The 16138-nt window shown below is 35.7% G+C and carries 13 protein-coding genes, 1 pseudogene and 1 riboswitch; of the genes and pseudogenes, 10 read left to right on the top strand and 4 right to left on the bottom strand.

What is annotated here, in order from left to right; all coding sequences use genetic code 11:
• The first annotated feature begins 3 nt into the window (after nucleotides 1-3).
• Nucleotides 4-264, top strand: a complete 261-nt coding sequence (locus MKX78_RS13705) for a hypothetical protein (protein ID WP_289433941.1) — start codon at nucleotides 4-6, stop codon at nucleotides 262-264.
• Between the two features lie 161 nt (nucleotides 265-425).
• A complete protein-coding gene (locus tag MKX78_RS13700) occupies nucleotides 426-1520 on the top strand; it encodes a metallophosphoesterase (RefSeq protein ID WP_307313480.1) in 1095 nt (364 codons plus the stop codon).
• Nucleotides 1521-1593: 73 nt separating this feature from the next.
• Here the strand turns inward: MKX78_RS13700 and MKX78_RS13695 are convergent, their stop codons facing one another.
• From MKX78_RS13695 to MKX78_RS13685, 3 genes are all read right to left on the bottom strand, one after another.
• Nucleotides 1594-1812, bottom strand: coding sequence for a methionine aminopeptidase (locus MKX78_RS13695; protein ID WP_095373037.1), 219 nt, complete (start codon nucleotides 1810-1812; stop codon nucleotides 1594-1596).
• A gap of 60 nt (nucleotides 1813-1872) precedes the next feature.
• On the bottom strand, nucleotides 1873-4008 hold the full coding sequence (locus MKX78_RS13690; RefSeq protein WP_341051377.1) for an MMPL family transporter: 2136 nt from the start codon (nucleotides 4006-4008) through the stop codon (nucleotides 1873-1875).
• A 567-nt stretch (nucleotides 4009-4575) separates the two neighbouring features.
• Entirely contained in the window at nucleotides 4576-5292 is a 717-nt protein-coding gene (locus tag MKX78_RS13685) for an NAD-dependent deacylase (protein WP_322909683.1), read from the bottom strand.
• A 218-nt stretch (nucleotides 5293-5510) separates the two neighbouring features.
• Between MKX78_RS13685 and MKX78_RS13680 the strand changes: the two genes are divergently transcribed.
• The 8 genes and pseudogenes from MKX78_RS13680 (at nucleotide 5511) to MKX78_RS13645 (ending at nucleotide 14877) form a co-directional block, all read left to right on the top strand.
• Nucleotides 5511-5975: a GNAT family N-acetyltransferase gene (locus tag MKX78_RS13680; protein WP_095373038.1), complete on the top strand. Its 465-nt coding sequence runs from the start codon at nucleotides 5511-5513 to the stop codon at nucleotides 5973-5975.
• A gap of 335 nt (nucleotides 5976-6310) precedes the next feature.
• Nucleotides 6311-6883 carry a histidine phosphatase family protein gene (locus MKX78_RS13675; RefSeq protein ID WP_095373039.1) on the top strand — a complete coding sequence of 191 codons (573 nt, stop codon included), beginning with the start codon at nucleotides 6311-6313 and terminating at the stop codon, nucleotides 6881-6883.
• A gap of 120 nt (nucleotides 6884-7003) precedes the next feature.
• Nucleotides 7004-8103 (top strand): annotated as a pseudogene (locus MKX78_RS13670) (bifunctional transcriptional activator/DNA repair enzyme AdaA).
• Nucleotides 8104-8255: 152 nt separating this feature from the next.
• Nucleotides 8256-9452, top strand: a complete 1197-nt coding sequence (locus MKX78_RS13665; protein ID WP_095373041.1) for a M20 metallopeptidase family protein — start codon at nucleotides 8256-8258, stop codon at nucleotides 9450-9452.
• Nucleotides 9453-9467: 15 nt separating this feature from the next.
• Nucleotides 9468-10757 carry an amidohydrolase gene (locus tag MKX78_RS13660; RefSeq protein WP_095373042.1) on the top strand — a complete coding sequence of 430 codons (1290 nt, stop codon included), beginning with the start codon at nucleotides 9468-9470 and terminating at the stop codon, nucleotides 10755-10757.
• 78 nt (nucleotides 10758-10835) lie between these two features.
• Nucleotides 10836-12158, top strand: coding sequence for a hypothetical protein (locus tag MKX78_RS13655; RefSeq protein WP_095373043.1), 1323 nt, complete (start codon nucleotides 10836-10838; stop codon nucleotides 12156-12158).
• A 345-nt stretch (nucleotides 12159-12503) separates the two neighbouring features.
• On the top strand, nucleotides 12504-13991 hold the full coding sequence (locus MKX78_RS13650) for an AbgT family transporter (protein ID WP_251162016.1): 1488 nt from the start codon (nucleotides 12504-12506) through the stop codon (nucleotides 13989-13991).
• A gap of 139 nt (nucleotides 13992-14130) precedes the next feature.
• Nucleotides 14131-14877, top strand: coding sequence for a GNAT family N-acetyltransferase (locus MKX78_RS13645; RefSeq protein ID WP_341051375.1), 747 nt, complete (start codon nucleotides 14131-14133; stop codon nucleotides 14875-14877).
• 119 nt (nucleotides 14878-14996) lie between these two features.
• On the opposite strand, the gene trhA is transcribed toward MKX78_RS13645, so the two are convergent.
• Nucleotides 14997-15632: a PAQR family membrane homeostasis protein TrhA gene (gene trhA / locus MKX78_RS13640; protein ID WP_341051373.1), complete on the bottom strand. Its 636-nt coding sequence runs from the start codon at nucleotides 15630-15632 to the stop codon at nucleotides 14997-14999.
• A gap of 353 nt (nucleotides 15633-15985) precedes the next feature.
• Nucleotides 15986-16095, top strand: a riboswitch (TPP riboswitch).
• Nucleotides 16096-16138: the final 43 nt, after the last annotated feature.

Below are 16138 nucleotides of genomic sequence, written 5' to 3'. Positions count from 1 at the left end.
AACATGGCTAAAAAGGAAGAAAATAATAGTAAGGAAATCGACCATCTCAACTCTATGCTTGCAGCTGTAATGAATTATTTAACAGATGAAACAGTCGAGGAGATAGACTTTGATTATCTTCTTGATTCTACTGAAGGACTGAGACAGTGGTGGAATGAGTATGAAGAACGACATAAGAAGGAAATTGCAAAAGAAATTAAACAATCTTTAGAGGGTTTATCTTTAAAAGAATTACAGCAAATCAAAAAACAAATCACACCTTAAAGTCTTCACAGTAAAAGTGGAGGCTTCTTTCTTTTTATATATGTAATAAAGTTATTTAACATTATTTTTGTAATTAAGAAGCAATTAGTTGTTTTCAACAAACGTCTCTGATAATATTTTTTACAGTTCTATACTTTATACATAATGTAAAGGGGAAAAATATGCTTACATTGTTCGTTGGCATCACAATGATACTTATTTATGGCTTAACTTGTTACTATATTGGCTTTAATACATGGCGTTGGTTAAGTAAAACATTTTCTTTTCGATTCAAAAAAACATTTATCGTGGTTGTTTTTCTTCTTGCAATATCATTTTTTGTTGGATTTGCGATTCATCTGCCGGTCATTGAATGGATTGGTGGATATTGGCTTGTCATTGTTGGCTATGGTATTCTCCTATTACCGATTATCAATTTGCTTTATTTTATTTCAAAGAAAAATGCTAAATTTTTCACTTACTCAGGGTGGGCGATGGTTGCGTTTTTTACGTTTGTCTTTGTATATGGTACATATAATGCATGGACTCCGATTGTGAGAGACTATCAAATAACAATCGATCAACCGACAGAAGCAAAAGAAGGGAAGTTAAAGGTTTTATTAGCGGCAGATTTGCATCTGGGTACGATTATAGGAAATAATCATCTTGAAAAGTTGGTGAAAATAGCGAACCAGGAGAAACCTGATATTATTCTTATACCTGGTGATATTATTAATGATGATATTACCCCATATGTAGAACAGGAAATGAATAAAACGATGGCAAAACTAGAAGCCCCACTTGGTGTTTTTGCTTCTCCTGGTAACCATGATTATTATGGTGGTGATAATGAACAGTTGAAAAAGGAATTAAATGATATCGGTATTCATTATTTAATGGATGAAGCAGAAATTGTAAATGACCAATTTGTAGTAATTGGCAGAGAGGATTTAACGAACCCAAATAGAAAAACCATAGAGGAACTTATTGCTACGAATAAAACAAAAGATTTACCCGTTATTGTATTAGATCATCAGCCTCATGAGATTACAGAAGCACAAGTGGCTGGAGCAGATGTGATATTATCTGGTCATACACATAGGGGGCAGTTATTTCCAGCAAATTTAATTACTGCGAAATTGTTCGAGAATGATTGGGGTTATATGCAAAAAGAGCAATTACATTCTTTTACTACTTCAGGATTCGGATTATGGGGGCCAACACTACGTATAGGATCTCAATCAGAAGTAATGATCATTGAAATAGATTTTCGATAAAAAACCATCTCCAGAGATAATGCTGGAGATGGTTTTCCTATGTTTGTCTATTTAAATAAATTCAGGAGGAATATCATTTAATTTGGTTACTTTCCCATATATCATACTCACCACTGCCATTACAGCTTGCACAGTAGTAGGCATCGTCGTCCATAAACATATATTCTTGACCAGCAAAATATTGAAATCCCTTTCCACGACAATCAGGGCATTTTTCGAGATCTTTCATCTTCTCTACGTGATTAGCATATCTTGTTTCACGCCACTCGTTAAAAGCATTGAGTAATCCCATGAAAGTCCCTCCTTACTTTTTCTACTAGTTTGCATCAAAGTGTGGAGAGATATACCTACTTTATTTTTTTAATGTGTCTTCACAATTAGAAGTAATCTTTCTCTTTTTAGTAGTCCAAACAAGAAGTGTGGGTAATAAGAAACCACGAACAACAAAAGTATCCAGTAAGATACCAATAGCCATCGTCATTCCGAAAAGATATAATTCCTGTAGAGGTTGTGTGATAAGCACTGCAAAAGTTGCTGCTAATATAACCCCTGCAGACGAGATGACTCCACCTGTTAGCGTCACGCCTTCTTTCACAGCTTGAATCCATTCAACTTCTTTTGCTCTTTCCTTAATTCTTGCTAGCAACATAATATTATAATCAATTCCAAGGGCTACCATAAAAACAAATGTATAGACGGGTATTCGATAGCTGATGGCATCTAGCCCTAGTAAGTATTTAAATATCAACCAACTGAAGCCTAATGAGGCAAAATAAGATAGTAAAATAGTTGCTACCATAAGGAACGCCAATTTAAATGATTTGGTTTGAATTGATAGTAGCCCTATCAGCAGTAGGGTAACAAGTGTTATCAAAACGATAGTATCCCGTTGATTCATATATTGGATATCAACTAATTTAGCCGTTTGTCCGATTAAATATAGTTGAGTTTCTTCAGAATCAAAACCAGCATTTTTCATTAACTCATCTTTTTGTTGCAACAAGCTTTCCACCGTATCCATACTCGATTGTTCATAAGGGTGATCATCTAGTATAATTTGAAAGGAAAAACTATTTAGAGAATCTGATTGAAAACCTTTTGGTAATGATACTTGTGCAGATACCATCTCATCTGTAATGGAAGGCGAAATAGTTGATATTCCTTCTGTTTCTTCTATACTTTTTGCCAACGCCTGCAAACTTGCTACATTTTCTCCAACATTGTTAGTCGCAATTTGATCTTGATGTACTAACACTGTTAACGGCGCTAATTGTCCGGCTGGATAGTTCTCTTCTAAGATTTCGAAACCTACACGTGAGGATAAATCTTCGGGAAACGATTTTAATAAATTATAAGAAGGACTAATCGTGCTGAATTGATAAGCACTAAGTCCAAAAATAATTAATAGTAAAACAGCCATTCTTTTTGGGTATGTCACAATCAATTGACTAGCTTTTTCCCAAAACGGATGCTTATTAGTATCTGCTGCATCCATTTGAGGAATAAAAGGCCAAAAGGCTTTTCTTCCAAATAAGGCAAACATGCTGGGAATCAAGGTTAAACCTGCTAATAAGATTAATATGACAGCTACAGCAAACACTGGTGCAAAATGATTATAAGGCTTAAAAACAGTAAAAAACAATGTCAGCATTGCCATTAATATAGTACCGCCACTAAAGAAAATAGGCTCAGCTAAAGGTGTAGCCGCATGGTGCATCGCTTCATAATGAGACGGATATTTCTTCAATTCACTTCGATACCTAGAAAAAATAAAAAGACTATAATCAGTTATGACAGCAAATAGAAGGACGAGCATAATAGAGATACTGGCACTATCGACAGTAAACCAATCCCATTTTCCTGCTATACCAAGGATGCGGTCAATCACACCATATGCGATTAAGGCAATTATTACTGGTATGATTGCAATGATTGGTGAACGGTAAATGACCATCAGTAAAAAGAATATTAGTAAGATGGTTGTAATCATAAGCACAAAGTCTGCATTTTTAAAAAGGGTCACTGTATCAGCGGATATACCTGCTGGTCCTGTTATTTCGAACTGAATATCTGTTGCTCCCATCCGTGTGAATTGATTACGTAAAGAGTCAAATGCCTGATTAGCAACATCAGAATCTATATTTTCTTTTAAAGATGCATTTATAATTAAAGTGGATTGATCTTTAGAAAACATTTGATTTTGTATAGATTCATTAAATTGATGAAAAGGGAGGACAGAAGAAAATGCTTCTGGCTTGTCATCAGTTGTTAACCATTCACTAAAAGAAGTAATTTTTTCTCGATCTTCAACTTTAAGACCACCTTCACGGTGGAAAACGAGTAAAGCAGTTAATCCATCATCTGATGGATATTCTTCTTCGTATAAGTCTTGAGCGATTTCTGATGGCATTTTGCCAGATATACTGCTTTCACTACTATTTGAAGCATATTCTTTCGAACTAGGTGCAGTAAAACTTAATAGGATCATAAAGACGATCCAAAAGAATATGACCCATTTAGCTCCTTTTTTACTGCTGGAAAATTGCACGATTTTTTTAATGATTTCATTATTCGTTTCATCTCCTTCAAAATCAATCCTATCTAGCTAATTTGAACGGAGAATGAACATTAGATGACATTTGATTCAGCCTAAGCCAACGTATGCAAAGAAAATAAAAAAACATGTTAGATTATTTAACAAAATAGATGCAGAACGAAAAGAATCATAATATAGTAAGTATATGATCCTAAGCCCCACTTGGGAGGAAGCCTGATAACTATTGTTATCAGGCTTTTTTTGATCGTTGTGGTTACCGTCTGAAAAATTTAGTCATTTTAGAAATGAAATGATGGAAATATGACAATTTTGATAGTGGGGAAGTTCTCTATGAGAATGAAGAAAAAATTAATTATATGCCTACATGAATCCAAAAGCGAAGATGAGCTTAACCGAGGTAAAACAACGTGTTCTGAATAGAAGGAATGAACGAATGATTTTTATTACAAAGTAGAATGTATAACGCTCGTTTAATAAGTTATATCGAATTTTCTTAAATTAAATGCTATGTAATTGTTGATCCACAGCGGATAATACTTCTCCAATCTTCCTCTCATTAATGACTAAGTCAGCATAATGATCGAGATCGGTTGATTCTTCATTAATGATTATTAACTTTGCTCCTGCTTCTTTTGCGATTAAAGGAAATTGATTGGCTGGGGCTACAGAAAGAGAGGAACCTAAAACAATAAAAAGGTCGCAAAATGAAGAGAGATGCGACGCATCTTCGAAAGCTTTATTTGGTAACTGCTCACCGAATAATACGATAGACGGTCTTATCTTACCACCACAGTGACATTTGATTTGTTGCTTTATAAAATCTTCCCTATCCTTTGTCTCCCCACAGCTTTGACAGTGAAATCTTTTTAATGTACCGTGCAGTTCTGCTACATGTGTAGAACCTGCTTCTTGATGTAAACCATCAACATTTTGCGTAATAATACCTTCAATTAACCCTTGTTTTTCCCATTGTGCAAGAATGCTATGCCCTTGATGAGGCTTTACAAGCTGTACACTGTTCACTCTTTCTAGATAAAATTGCATAAAATCACTGAGTTGATTGTTCAATGCGTCAATACTAGCTAATTGCTTTGGGTCGAATTGCTTCCATAGTCCTGTAGATGAGCGGAAATCTGGTAACCCACTTTCTGTAGACATACCAGCCCCGGTAAAAACAACTGTTGAATGTGCATTATTCAGCCACTTTGTTAACATATCCAATTTCCTCTCCGCCTTTCATTACTTTTTATTATTATAGACAATCAAGTATCGAAGGAAAAGAAATTCAGATTATGGCTAGATTTTATATGATGTTATTTGATATTAACTATAGCGTTTGTTTAAAAACTTGATGATATAATGGCCATACACACCACAGATGATCAATCAATGTGAAAGCTTCATAAGAGTTGGAAGACTGGGGGATTTGTAAAATGATAAAAACAATTGATATTACTAACTTTGAGTCAGCTCAAGAGGTGTTCTCCATTCAAATCGCAGCATATAAAATAGAAGCGGCGATTATTGGTTCATATGATTTACCCCCATTAAAAGAGACAATAGAAACGCTGCAAAATTGTGGGGAATCTTTTTTTGGTTATTACAGCGAAGAACGGTTATATGGGGTTATATCAATCAATATTGATAGGCATGTGATAGAGGTTTGCCGTTTAGTGGTCCACCCAAACTTTTTTAAAAAGGGAGTTGCACAAGCACTATTAAACTTTATTGAGAATGAAAACAAGTCAAAAAAACTGAAGGTTTCGACAGCAACTAAAAATACACCAGCAGTCAATTTTTATAAAAAAAATCGTTTTCAATTGGTGGGCGAGAAGATAGTAAGTGAGCATATTACTTTGGCTTTTTTTGAAAAAAACGAGAAAAAGCTTGATAGATAAAACGAGTTTGAAATTGAAAACTAATAAATTCGCCCACCGAGCAGACTTTGTCACTAGGTGGGCCACAAGGCGAAGCAAACTGGTTTTAGCGGGAAAGAAATTTTTATTCGTTAATATCTTATGATATCAGGACAAGTATGTGCATCATACGAATAAAAAAATAAGAAAAATCGGTATGTAAAACAATAAGAAAGGGATTGAACAATGTTCAATCCCTATTTCAAAAGGGGGGGGAATTTGTTTATGTCCTAGCTGTATTATTAATATACACATAAAATATGAATAACCTATGAACGCAAGATGAAAAAAGCGTTAACTTTTTGGAGGGGAAAAGAATGACGACGATTTGTTTGATTAGACATGGAGAAACCGATTGGAATGCTGCGAGAAGAATTCAAGGTAGAACGGATATTATCCTAAACGAAAAAGGAAAGCTACAAGCGAAGCAATGTGGAAACTATTTTTCTGGAACGGATGCAGATGTAATGATTGTAAGTCCCTTGAAAAGAGCCCGACAAACAGCAGAAATTATAAATGAGAAGCTGCAATTACCTATTGTTGTCATGGATGAATTTATTGAAAGATGTTTTGGAGAAGCAGAGGGAATGACTTATGAAGAAAGAAAAGAGCAGTTTCCATCACATAATATCCCGGGTTATGAAAGTGATAAAATATTAATGGAAAGAATAAAAATCGGTTTATCAACCATTCATTATCAATATCCTCATAAAAAAGTCCTTCTTGTTGCACATGGTGCGGTGATTGGCACACTACTAAATCATTTTTCAAAAGGAGAAATTCATCAAAAAAAAGACCGTCTATTAAATGGTTGTATTAATACAATTACTTTAAAGAAAAAAGACTGGCTCATAAAAGAATATAATATAACCCATCATCTATATGATTGAAATAACTTAGAAAGTGGGATAAACCAAAAATAAAAATAGTTGTTCATTTTTCGAAAGAAATCTTGCTTAGTCTCGCTATAATTATAGTAGCGATTAACCGAAATAAAGGAGGGGGCAACTATGGTTATAGGCGAGGAAAAGGCAAGAGAGTTTTATCAAGCTTTAGTTGACAGAAATCCAAAATATGATGGTATTTTCTTTGTTGGTATAAAAACAACCGGTATCTTTTGTCACGCGACCTGTTCGGCAAGAAAGCCTAAGTATGAGAATTGTGAATTTTTCTTAACTGCAGAGGAAGCATTATTAGCAGGATATCGCCCTTGTAAGCGGTGTACACCATTATTCTATCCAAATAGCATTCCTAAAGAAATTGAGAAATTAGTTGTAGCCGTTGAGGGAAGCCCGGAAAAAAGATGGAAGGAAGCAGATTTTCGAGAAATTGGTATCCATTCAGCAACTGCCAGAAGAAGGTTTAAAGAAATTTATGGAATGACATTTGTGCAGTACGCCCGCTCAAGAAGAATGGGTATCGCCTTTAAAGAAATATTAAATGGAAAAAAAGTCATAGATCAACAAGTATTACTCGGGTATGATTCATCGAGTGCATTTAATGATGCATTCTCAAAGATTTTTGGTAGGTCTCCTAAGAGAGCTTCTTTATCGATATTATATGCAAATATTGTATCAACACCTCTAGGGCGGATGATCAGTATTAGTGATGAAAAGTATTTATATTTATTGGAATTTGTTGATAGACGTGGACTTGAAAAAGAGATAGAAAACTTAAGAAACAAACAAAATGCGCGAATTCTACCAGGGGATACAAAGATTAATAGAAACCTAGAAGAGCAGCTCAAGCTTTATTATGCTAAACAACTTCGACAATTTACAATTCCTTTTTTCCTTCAAGGAACTCCTTTTCAACTCGAAGTATGGTCTCTTTTGCAAAAGATTCCTTATGGACAAACTGTATCTTATCAGGAAATTGGTCAGCTATTAGGAAGTAGCAATTATGTAAGGGCTGTCGGAAATGCGAACGGAGCCAATCAAATAGCAATTATGTAAGGGCTGTCGGAAATGCGAACGGAGCCAATCAAATAGCCATTATAATACCGTGTCATCGTGTGATTAAAGCAGACGGTAAATTAGGTGGGTATGGCGGAGGAATAGAAAGGAAGGAGCATCTTTTACGTCTCGAGACAGAGAGTGAAATAAAATGAGTATCTTAACGGATATTTTTCTATTCACAAAAGAAATTTAGCGTAAATTTTTAAAAAATTCTCGGATTTCCCTCAAATTTGATTCATTTTAGTGTATTATCGGAATTGATAAGGAATTTTTCCTTAATGATTTGATAGAGGGAGAGATCATTATGACCGTTTCTTTTAAAGGCGAAGCAAAAGAAATAGCTACTGAATTAACATTGTTTAGACGTGAGCTTCATGAGTATCCAGAGCTAAGTGGCGAAGAAGTACAAACATCTTCGAAAATACAACAGAAATTAAACGATTATCAAATACCATATCAAACTGGTTTTGCAAAAACTGGTATTCTAGCAATTATTAAAGGGGCAAAACAGGGACCGACAGTATGTTTAAGAGCGGATATTGATGCCCTACCGATTGAAGAACAAAGTGGTGTCTCTTATTCTTCGAAAGTAAAAGGTGTGATGCATGCTTGTGGTCACGATAGCCATGCAGCAATGTTATTAGGAGCTGGAATTATTTTAAATAAACATAAAGGCAACATATCCGGCACAATCTTGCTCTTATTTCAACCAGCGGAAGAAAAGTCTCCAATAGGTGGAGCGAAAATCATGATGGAAGATGGTGTATTTGATGAATATAAACCGTCTGTTATTATTGGTCAGCATGTATGGCCAGACCTTCCGCCAGGTCAAATAGGAGTTAGACCGGGACCAATGATGGGTAACTCTGATCGATTTTCTTTGAAAATCACTGGTTCAGGTGGGCATGCAAGTATGCCCCATACGACAATAGATGCAATTATTATAGCGAATCAAGTAATTACAATGTTGCAAACGATCGTAAGCCGAAACATTGATCCGCTAGAATCGGCGGTAGTCACAGTTGGTAAGGTGTCTGGCGGTGTTGCCCATAACGTCATTGCGGAAGAAGTAATTATTGAAGGTACAGTAAGGACTTTAACAGATAAGGTAAAAACACAAGTGAAGAATCGTTTTCATCAAATCGTAACAGACACTGTTAAGGCGCTAGGTGGACGTGTCGAAATCACATACCTTGATGGTTATCCTTCCACAGTAAACACTCCGGAATGGGCTGAAAGAGTAAAGGAAACAGCGGCAAAATTTGTAGGTAAGGAAAATGTCCCAGAAGTCGCACCCTCAATGGCAGGAGAGGATTTTGGCCGCTTTTTAAAAGAATATCCAGGTGTATATTATTGGCTAGGTTGTTCAATAGGAAATAATCAAAAGCCGCTTCACAACCCTTCTTTTCAACTTGATGAAAACATTTTGCCGATCGGTATGGAATTAATGGCTCAAGTTGCCATTGATACAATTGAACAATTACAAAGTAAGGGTTTATAGGAGGAATTTTTTTCAATGGAAGCATTCATAAAAGACATCACCCCGTATTTAACTAAAATGAGAAGAATGTTTCATGCATATCCAGAGGTAGCGTGGACAGAGTATGTGACAACTGCAAAAATTGCTGAAGAGATAGAAAAGCTTGATTTTGAAGTAGAGATGGGACAAGCGATTCTCCATCCACATACAAGAATGGGGTTGCCAACAGAAGATCAGATAGAAAAAGAAGAACAAAGAGCGATGGAAGCGGGCATAAATAAAGCGTATTTATATTTAATGAAAGGTGCTTTTACGGGACTTAAAGCTTATTTCGACACTGGTCGAAAAGGAAAACATATTGTTCTACGATTTGATATTGATGCCCTGCCGATTAATGAAGCAGAGGATGAAGCACATTTTCCTTTTGTGCATGGGTTTCATAGTAACAGAGCGGGCTATATGCATGCGTGCGGTCATGATGGGCATACCGCCATTGGTTTAGGTGTGGCGCATTTTATTCATGAAAATCGCCATCAATTAAACGGACGTTTCACCTTGTTATTTCAACCTGGAGAAGAAGGCGGACGAGGGGCAAAGCCGATGGTGGATAAAGGATTGTTAGATGATGCCGATGTCTTTTTAAGCGGACATATAGGGATCCACTCATTAAACATTGGTGACATCGTTGCAACAACAGATCAGTTCTTAGCGAGTACAAAGATAAACGTTGAATACTTTGGCAAATCAGCACATGCTGGATTAGAGCCAAATGAAGGCAGGAATGCTCTATTAGCCGCTGCAGCCTCTTCATTACATTTAAATGGTATTACGAGACACGCAGGGGGTGCGACGCGCATCAATATAGGAACACTAGAGGCTGGAAGTGGCCGAAATATTATTGCTGATTATGCGAAAATGCAATTAGAAACCCGAGGTGCTTCAACTGAACTTAATGAAGAGTACATGGTCCTCGAAGCCATGAGAATAATTCAAGCTAGTGCAGCACTATATGATGTCACAACAAATGTTGAAATCGTTGGCCAAGCGCCTAGTGCAGAGTGTCAAGAAGAATGGGTGGATTTTATTAATGAGGCAGTGAAAGCAAGTACAAATATTAAAAATGTGATTCCGAAATTACCTCTAGGGGCTTCTGAAGACGCTGCCTTTATGTTAGAGAAGGTGAGGAATAATGGGGGAGCGGCGAACTATATGTTATTTGGAACACCGCTCGCTGCTGGACATCATCATCCATGTTTTGATTATGATGAAGAGGTACTGCCTATCGCCGTTGAATCAATTTGTCGTGTGATTTTAGGATGGCAATAAGTTAAAAAAGAACGAACCTTAACCAGTCATGTTAAAATAAGGCTATATTGTTTAATTTGTTGGAGGCAGGTGCGTTGAATGAAAATTCGAGTGGGGGTTATTGGACCAAAAGATTCAGTTAAAATGATTATAGATACAGGGGCGGACTACGGCGAACTTCACTTTATTCCCTTTGTGTATGAATCGACTGAAGAAACTGAGCAAATTATTATTAGAAATAGAGAATGGGTTGACCAGTGGCTTTTTTCAGGACAGGCGCCATATTTTTATGCATTATCCAAGAAAGTGATTACAAAAAAAGAAGCGAGTTATATTCCTTTAAGTGGTGCGAGCCTGCTTGCTGTCTTAGTAAAGGTTTTTTTAGATAGCGATCAAGTGCAAAAGCGTTTTAGCTTGGACACTATTCAAGAAGAAGAAATGGATAGAGGACTCGATCCACTAGTGAGGAATCGAGTCCTTTTCCAGATGAATTCTTACGATGGATATATGCCGGCTGAAGAGATTATTGCTTTTCATAAAGAATTATATGAAAGTAACAAAGTCGATGTGGCTATTACTTGTTTGAATAAGGTGTATAAAGAATTAACGAAGATGAATATCCCAACTTATCGCATCGAGCAATCAGAACTAACGGTCAGACGTTCTTTAGAAACGATTAAAGAAAAGGGGCAAGCATCATGGTACCGGAAATCCCAGCTTGTCATTATTGGTGTCGAACGCATCGTTGCTTCTTCTGAAAGTGAAGAAAGAAGGCGATCCTTCCGATTAAAGCATCAAGAACTAGAACTAAAGAAAGTCTTGCTTGACGTTGGTGAACAAATGAATGGTTCGATAGTCCAGATGGATGATGGCGTTCACTATATTTTTACTACGCGAGGAGAGCTTGAGCTCTTTATGAGAGACCAATCGATGTTGACGATCAGTGAAGAGATTTTTGTTCATAGTCGGTTACGTGTTCGCATAGGTGTAGGCTTTGGCTTAACGGTATTAGAGGCTGAGGAAAATGTGAGTATGGCTTTCTCTCATGCCCGTGAATTTAAGGGCCCTATTGTTATCTCTGTTAATGAAGAGAAAGAATTAACAATTATTAATAATGAAAAAGAAGAAATAAGTTTTCATTCAAGGATTTACGGAAATGATTGGGAAAAAATATTTAAAGATGCAGGTATAAGTAGTAAGATTGTTGCAAAAATTGAGTCTTTATCATTACACTACCAAAAAAATAAGATTACTTCTCAAGATTTATCTCATTGGCTAAAAAGCACTGATCGCAACGCAAGAAGAATATTGATGGAGATGGAAAAGATAGGTTTAGCTGAAATTATAGGAGAAGAGACAGGTCATCGAGGGAGACCACGAAAAATTTATCAAATAAACTTTAATCAGTTTGCCAAACAATAAAAAATAAATCCGTATGATTTGAACCTAAACACTAGAAATATCACTTATTTCCAGTTGTTTAGGTTTTTATTATCGTTTAAGTTAAATAACACCTAATAAAAGACGAACATTGAGAATCATTATCAACCATATAATTCCTATATATTCTTTTATTTGTAAATAAAAATGATATTTATTAGAAAATTAATAAAAAAGACAAAAAAGATTAAAAAAAGACTATTCACAATATAAATGTGATGATATAATAACGGAAATGTTAAGGATAAATTCCGATAAATTCTGACATAAGGAGAGTGAAATGATTTGCAAGCAAATGTAAACAACGAACCAGAAAAGAAGGGCTTGATGTCCAAGTTTTTGTCAGGCATTGAAACGATAGGGAACAAGCTACCAGATCCATTTTTTATTTTCGTTTATCTCGCAGCGTTTGTAATGATATTAACGTTCATAGTTAATCAATTTGATGTTACTGTTGAGCACCCAGGAACAGGGGAAGAGTTGGCAATAAAAAGTTTAATTTCTGGTGAAGGATTGCAGTTTATATTAACTGAGATGCTGTCTAACTTTACTGGCTTCGCCCCACTAGGTCTTGTGTTAGCTATGATGCTTGGTGTAGGCTTAGCTGATAAAGTTGGTTTACTAGAAACAGCCATTAAAAAGTCGATCTTAAGTACACCAAAGTCATTAGTCACTTATGCTGTTTTCTTTATTGGTATTATGGGGAATATTGCTTCAGATGCGGCGTTTGTACTTGTACCACCTTTAGCTGCGATGGTTTTCTACACTGTTGGTAGGCATCCATTAGCTGGTTTAGCAGCCGGCTTTGCTGGAGTAGGTGCAGGTTTTTCAGCTAATGTCTTAATCGCTGGAACAGATGCATTATTGGCGGGAATTACTACTGAGGCTGCTAAAGCAATCGATCCTTCATTTGTTGTATCACCTGTTGATAATTGGTATTTTATGTCGATTTCTACTGTTCTCTTAACTTTAGTCGGTGGATTCTTAACTGAAAAGGTAATTGAACCAAGATTAGGAAAATATGATGGGGATTTGAAAAAGAATTTTGAACCGGTTTCAGCTATCGAGTCAAAAGGGTTAAGAAATGCCGTTATAGCGGGTCTAGCATATATTGCTATTTTACTTACAATTATCTTCTGGCCAGACTCCCCTCTTAGAAACGAAGAAGGTCGTATGATTCCTTCCCCATTTTTAAGTGGAATTATCCCAATTGTTTTATTATTCTTTATAACGATGGGAACAGCATACGGAGTAACAGTAAAGAAAATCACAAAAAGTGCTGATATTCCAAAGTATATGGCAGATTCGATGAAAGATATGGCAGGCTATATCGTCCTTATATTTGCTGCGTCACAATTTATTGCTTATTTTAACTGGTCCAATTTAGGTACTTGGATTGCAGTCAATGGTGCGGAATTCTTATCTTCCATCAATTTAACTGGTATTCCTGTTATTATTGGATTTATTATTTTCGTCTCTATTCTGAATTTATTAATCTTTAGTGGGTCTGCTCAATGGGCATTATTAGCCCCAATTTTTATTCCATTGTTTATGTTACTTGATTATAACCCTGCTTTTATCCAAGCAGCGTATAGAATTGCCGATTCAACTACAAATATTATTACACCACTAAATCCGTATATCCTTGTAGTTCTTGCTTTTATGAGAGAATACGATAAAAAAGCAGGTTTAGGCACGCTTATTTCCTTAATGATTCCTTATTCAATGGTTTTCTTAGTAATTTGGGTAGTCATGCTATTCATTTTTGGATTATTCGGTATTCCGATTGGACCCGGTATCGAAATGTATTTGTAATAACGAGGTATTGTTGCCCGAACATTTATGTTCGGGCTTCTTTATTGCGAAAAATGATAAAATAGATAGAGGTATTTTTTTGAGAGTGAGGAATATTAATCGTTAAACTTAAGAGCTAGAAGTAGGGGAGAGATAGGCATTGGTTAGTTTCAGAGATATACACCATGATGGTAATCTAATAGCAGAGAAAGCCAACTTTGATCACTATGGCACAAAACAGTTCTATTTTAAATATGATGCAAACTTTATTCAATTTAAAATAAATCCTAGTTTGCAAGATTTTCAACTGGCACAGAGGTATTTAGAAGACTATCAGAAAGAGCATAAACAAGAACATTTGAAGTTTTATTTACCAGCAGACGAAATGATTCAAGAGGATGTTTTATTATACCTTTATCAACAATTTTATACGATCGGGTGTCAGGAGTTATATGAAATTAAACCTCTTCAATTTATATATAAAGATAGAAAGAACGAAATCGTGGTTGAGGAAGTGACAAATGATAATTTACGAGAATATCTACTATTGCAGAGAAACTTTGATCAAGATTATGGTGAGGAATATGTGAATCTTAATAGAAGCATGCATTCCTATCATTATAATGCAAAAGATACGTTACAGTTACTCGCATATGATCATGGTGTGCCAGCAGGTTCATTACAAGTATTTTTTAATAAGTGTACAGCTGAAATTGATAATGTAGGTGTGTTACCAGCTCACCGATTAAAGGGGATTGCTGCAAGTTTGCAATATGAAGTAATGAAACGATTTAGCAATCATAGGGTTATACTTGTAGCCGACAGCAATGACACGCCAAAGGATATGTATCGCAAACAAGGGTATAAAAAAGTGAGTTTTCGCTATGAAGTAATGAAGTTATTATAAGTAGTAGTTTTTTTAGATTAAACACGTATTGTCATAAAAACTCAACAAACGGATATTAATAAATCTGCAGGCGGTGAGAGTAGCCATCTGCAGATCATTTATAAAGAAGTAAATTTTGATCATGGTAGAAGCGAGAGAACAGCAAAAAAATGCATAATCGAACCAGCGAGAACAAAAACATGCCACAATGCGTGATGGTACTTAAATCCTCTCCATACATAAAATATTGAACCAGCAGTGTATAGTACGCCACCGATAATGAGGAAAATCATTCCTTGTGTGGGTAAGTGTGTAACCAAGGGCTCCCAGGCAAATATAATTAGCCAGCCCATCAAAACATATAGTAATGTCGAGAAGACTAAAAACTTTTTAACAAAAAAACATTTGAAAACCGTACCAGCAATCGCTAGCCCCCAAACAAGACCAAATAAAGTCCATCCTAAGGGTCCTTTAACTGTTATAAATAGAAACGGTGTGAACGTTCCAGCAATAAAAAAGTAAATGGAAGAATGATCGAGAATCTCAAATACATCCTTTGCTTTTCCAGCAGGTAAACTATGTAGCAAAGTTGATGAGAAATATAAAATAACCATCGTTGTACCAAAAAGAACAAAGCTGACAATATGCCAAGGTGTTCCATATAAGGATGAAAAAACAGTTAAAATGACGAGAGCCGCAATACTTAATAGCGCACCAATTCCGTGTACGATCGCGTTGGCGATTTCTTCTCCCTTTGAAAAAATATGTGTTTCCAAGTAGTATTCACCCATTCTTTATCCAAAATCATAATTCTAGTATAAACATATTTTAAGCTGATAAAAAGTCGAAAGCTTTCATTATAAAGAAAAACTTCACCGAACGAGAAGGGGGGGGAGGGTCTGGTCTAACGGCAGAGAGTTTAAATGCTTGGAGAATATTTGGTGTTATCCATCCTTGAGTCAATGCCAATTTAAGCCGGGTATTACGTCAGTTGAAGCATTCATCCAACTTGTTTCATAATGGTTACTGAAAGAGAAGCTCGACATTGCTTATTTACTAAACTTGCAGTTTTCATTTAGGTTGACATTTATTGATAAGATGATAACATAACTTTGAAAGCATAATTGAATAAATCCACTAGGGGTGCCTTTAAAAGGCTGAGATTAAAGTGTAATAACTTTAAGACTCTTAGAACCTGATCTGGTTGATACCAGCGTAGGGAAGTGGCGTATATAAATTTAGTTAACATTATAACTATAACTAAATGAATAATGTATACAGT

It is taken from the genome of Cytobacillus sp. FSL R5-0569 (assembly GCF_038007265.1).
Classification (GTDB): Bacteria; Bacillota; Bacilli; order Bacillales; family Cytobacillaceae; genus Cytobacillus; species Cytobacillus kochii.
This window is presented reverse-complemented; position numbering and strand designations above follow the sequence as displayed.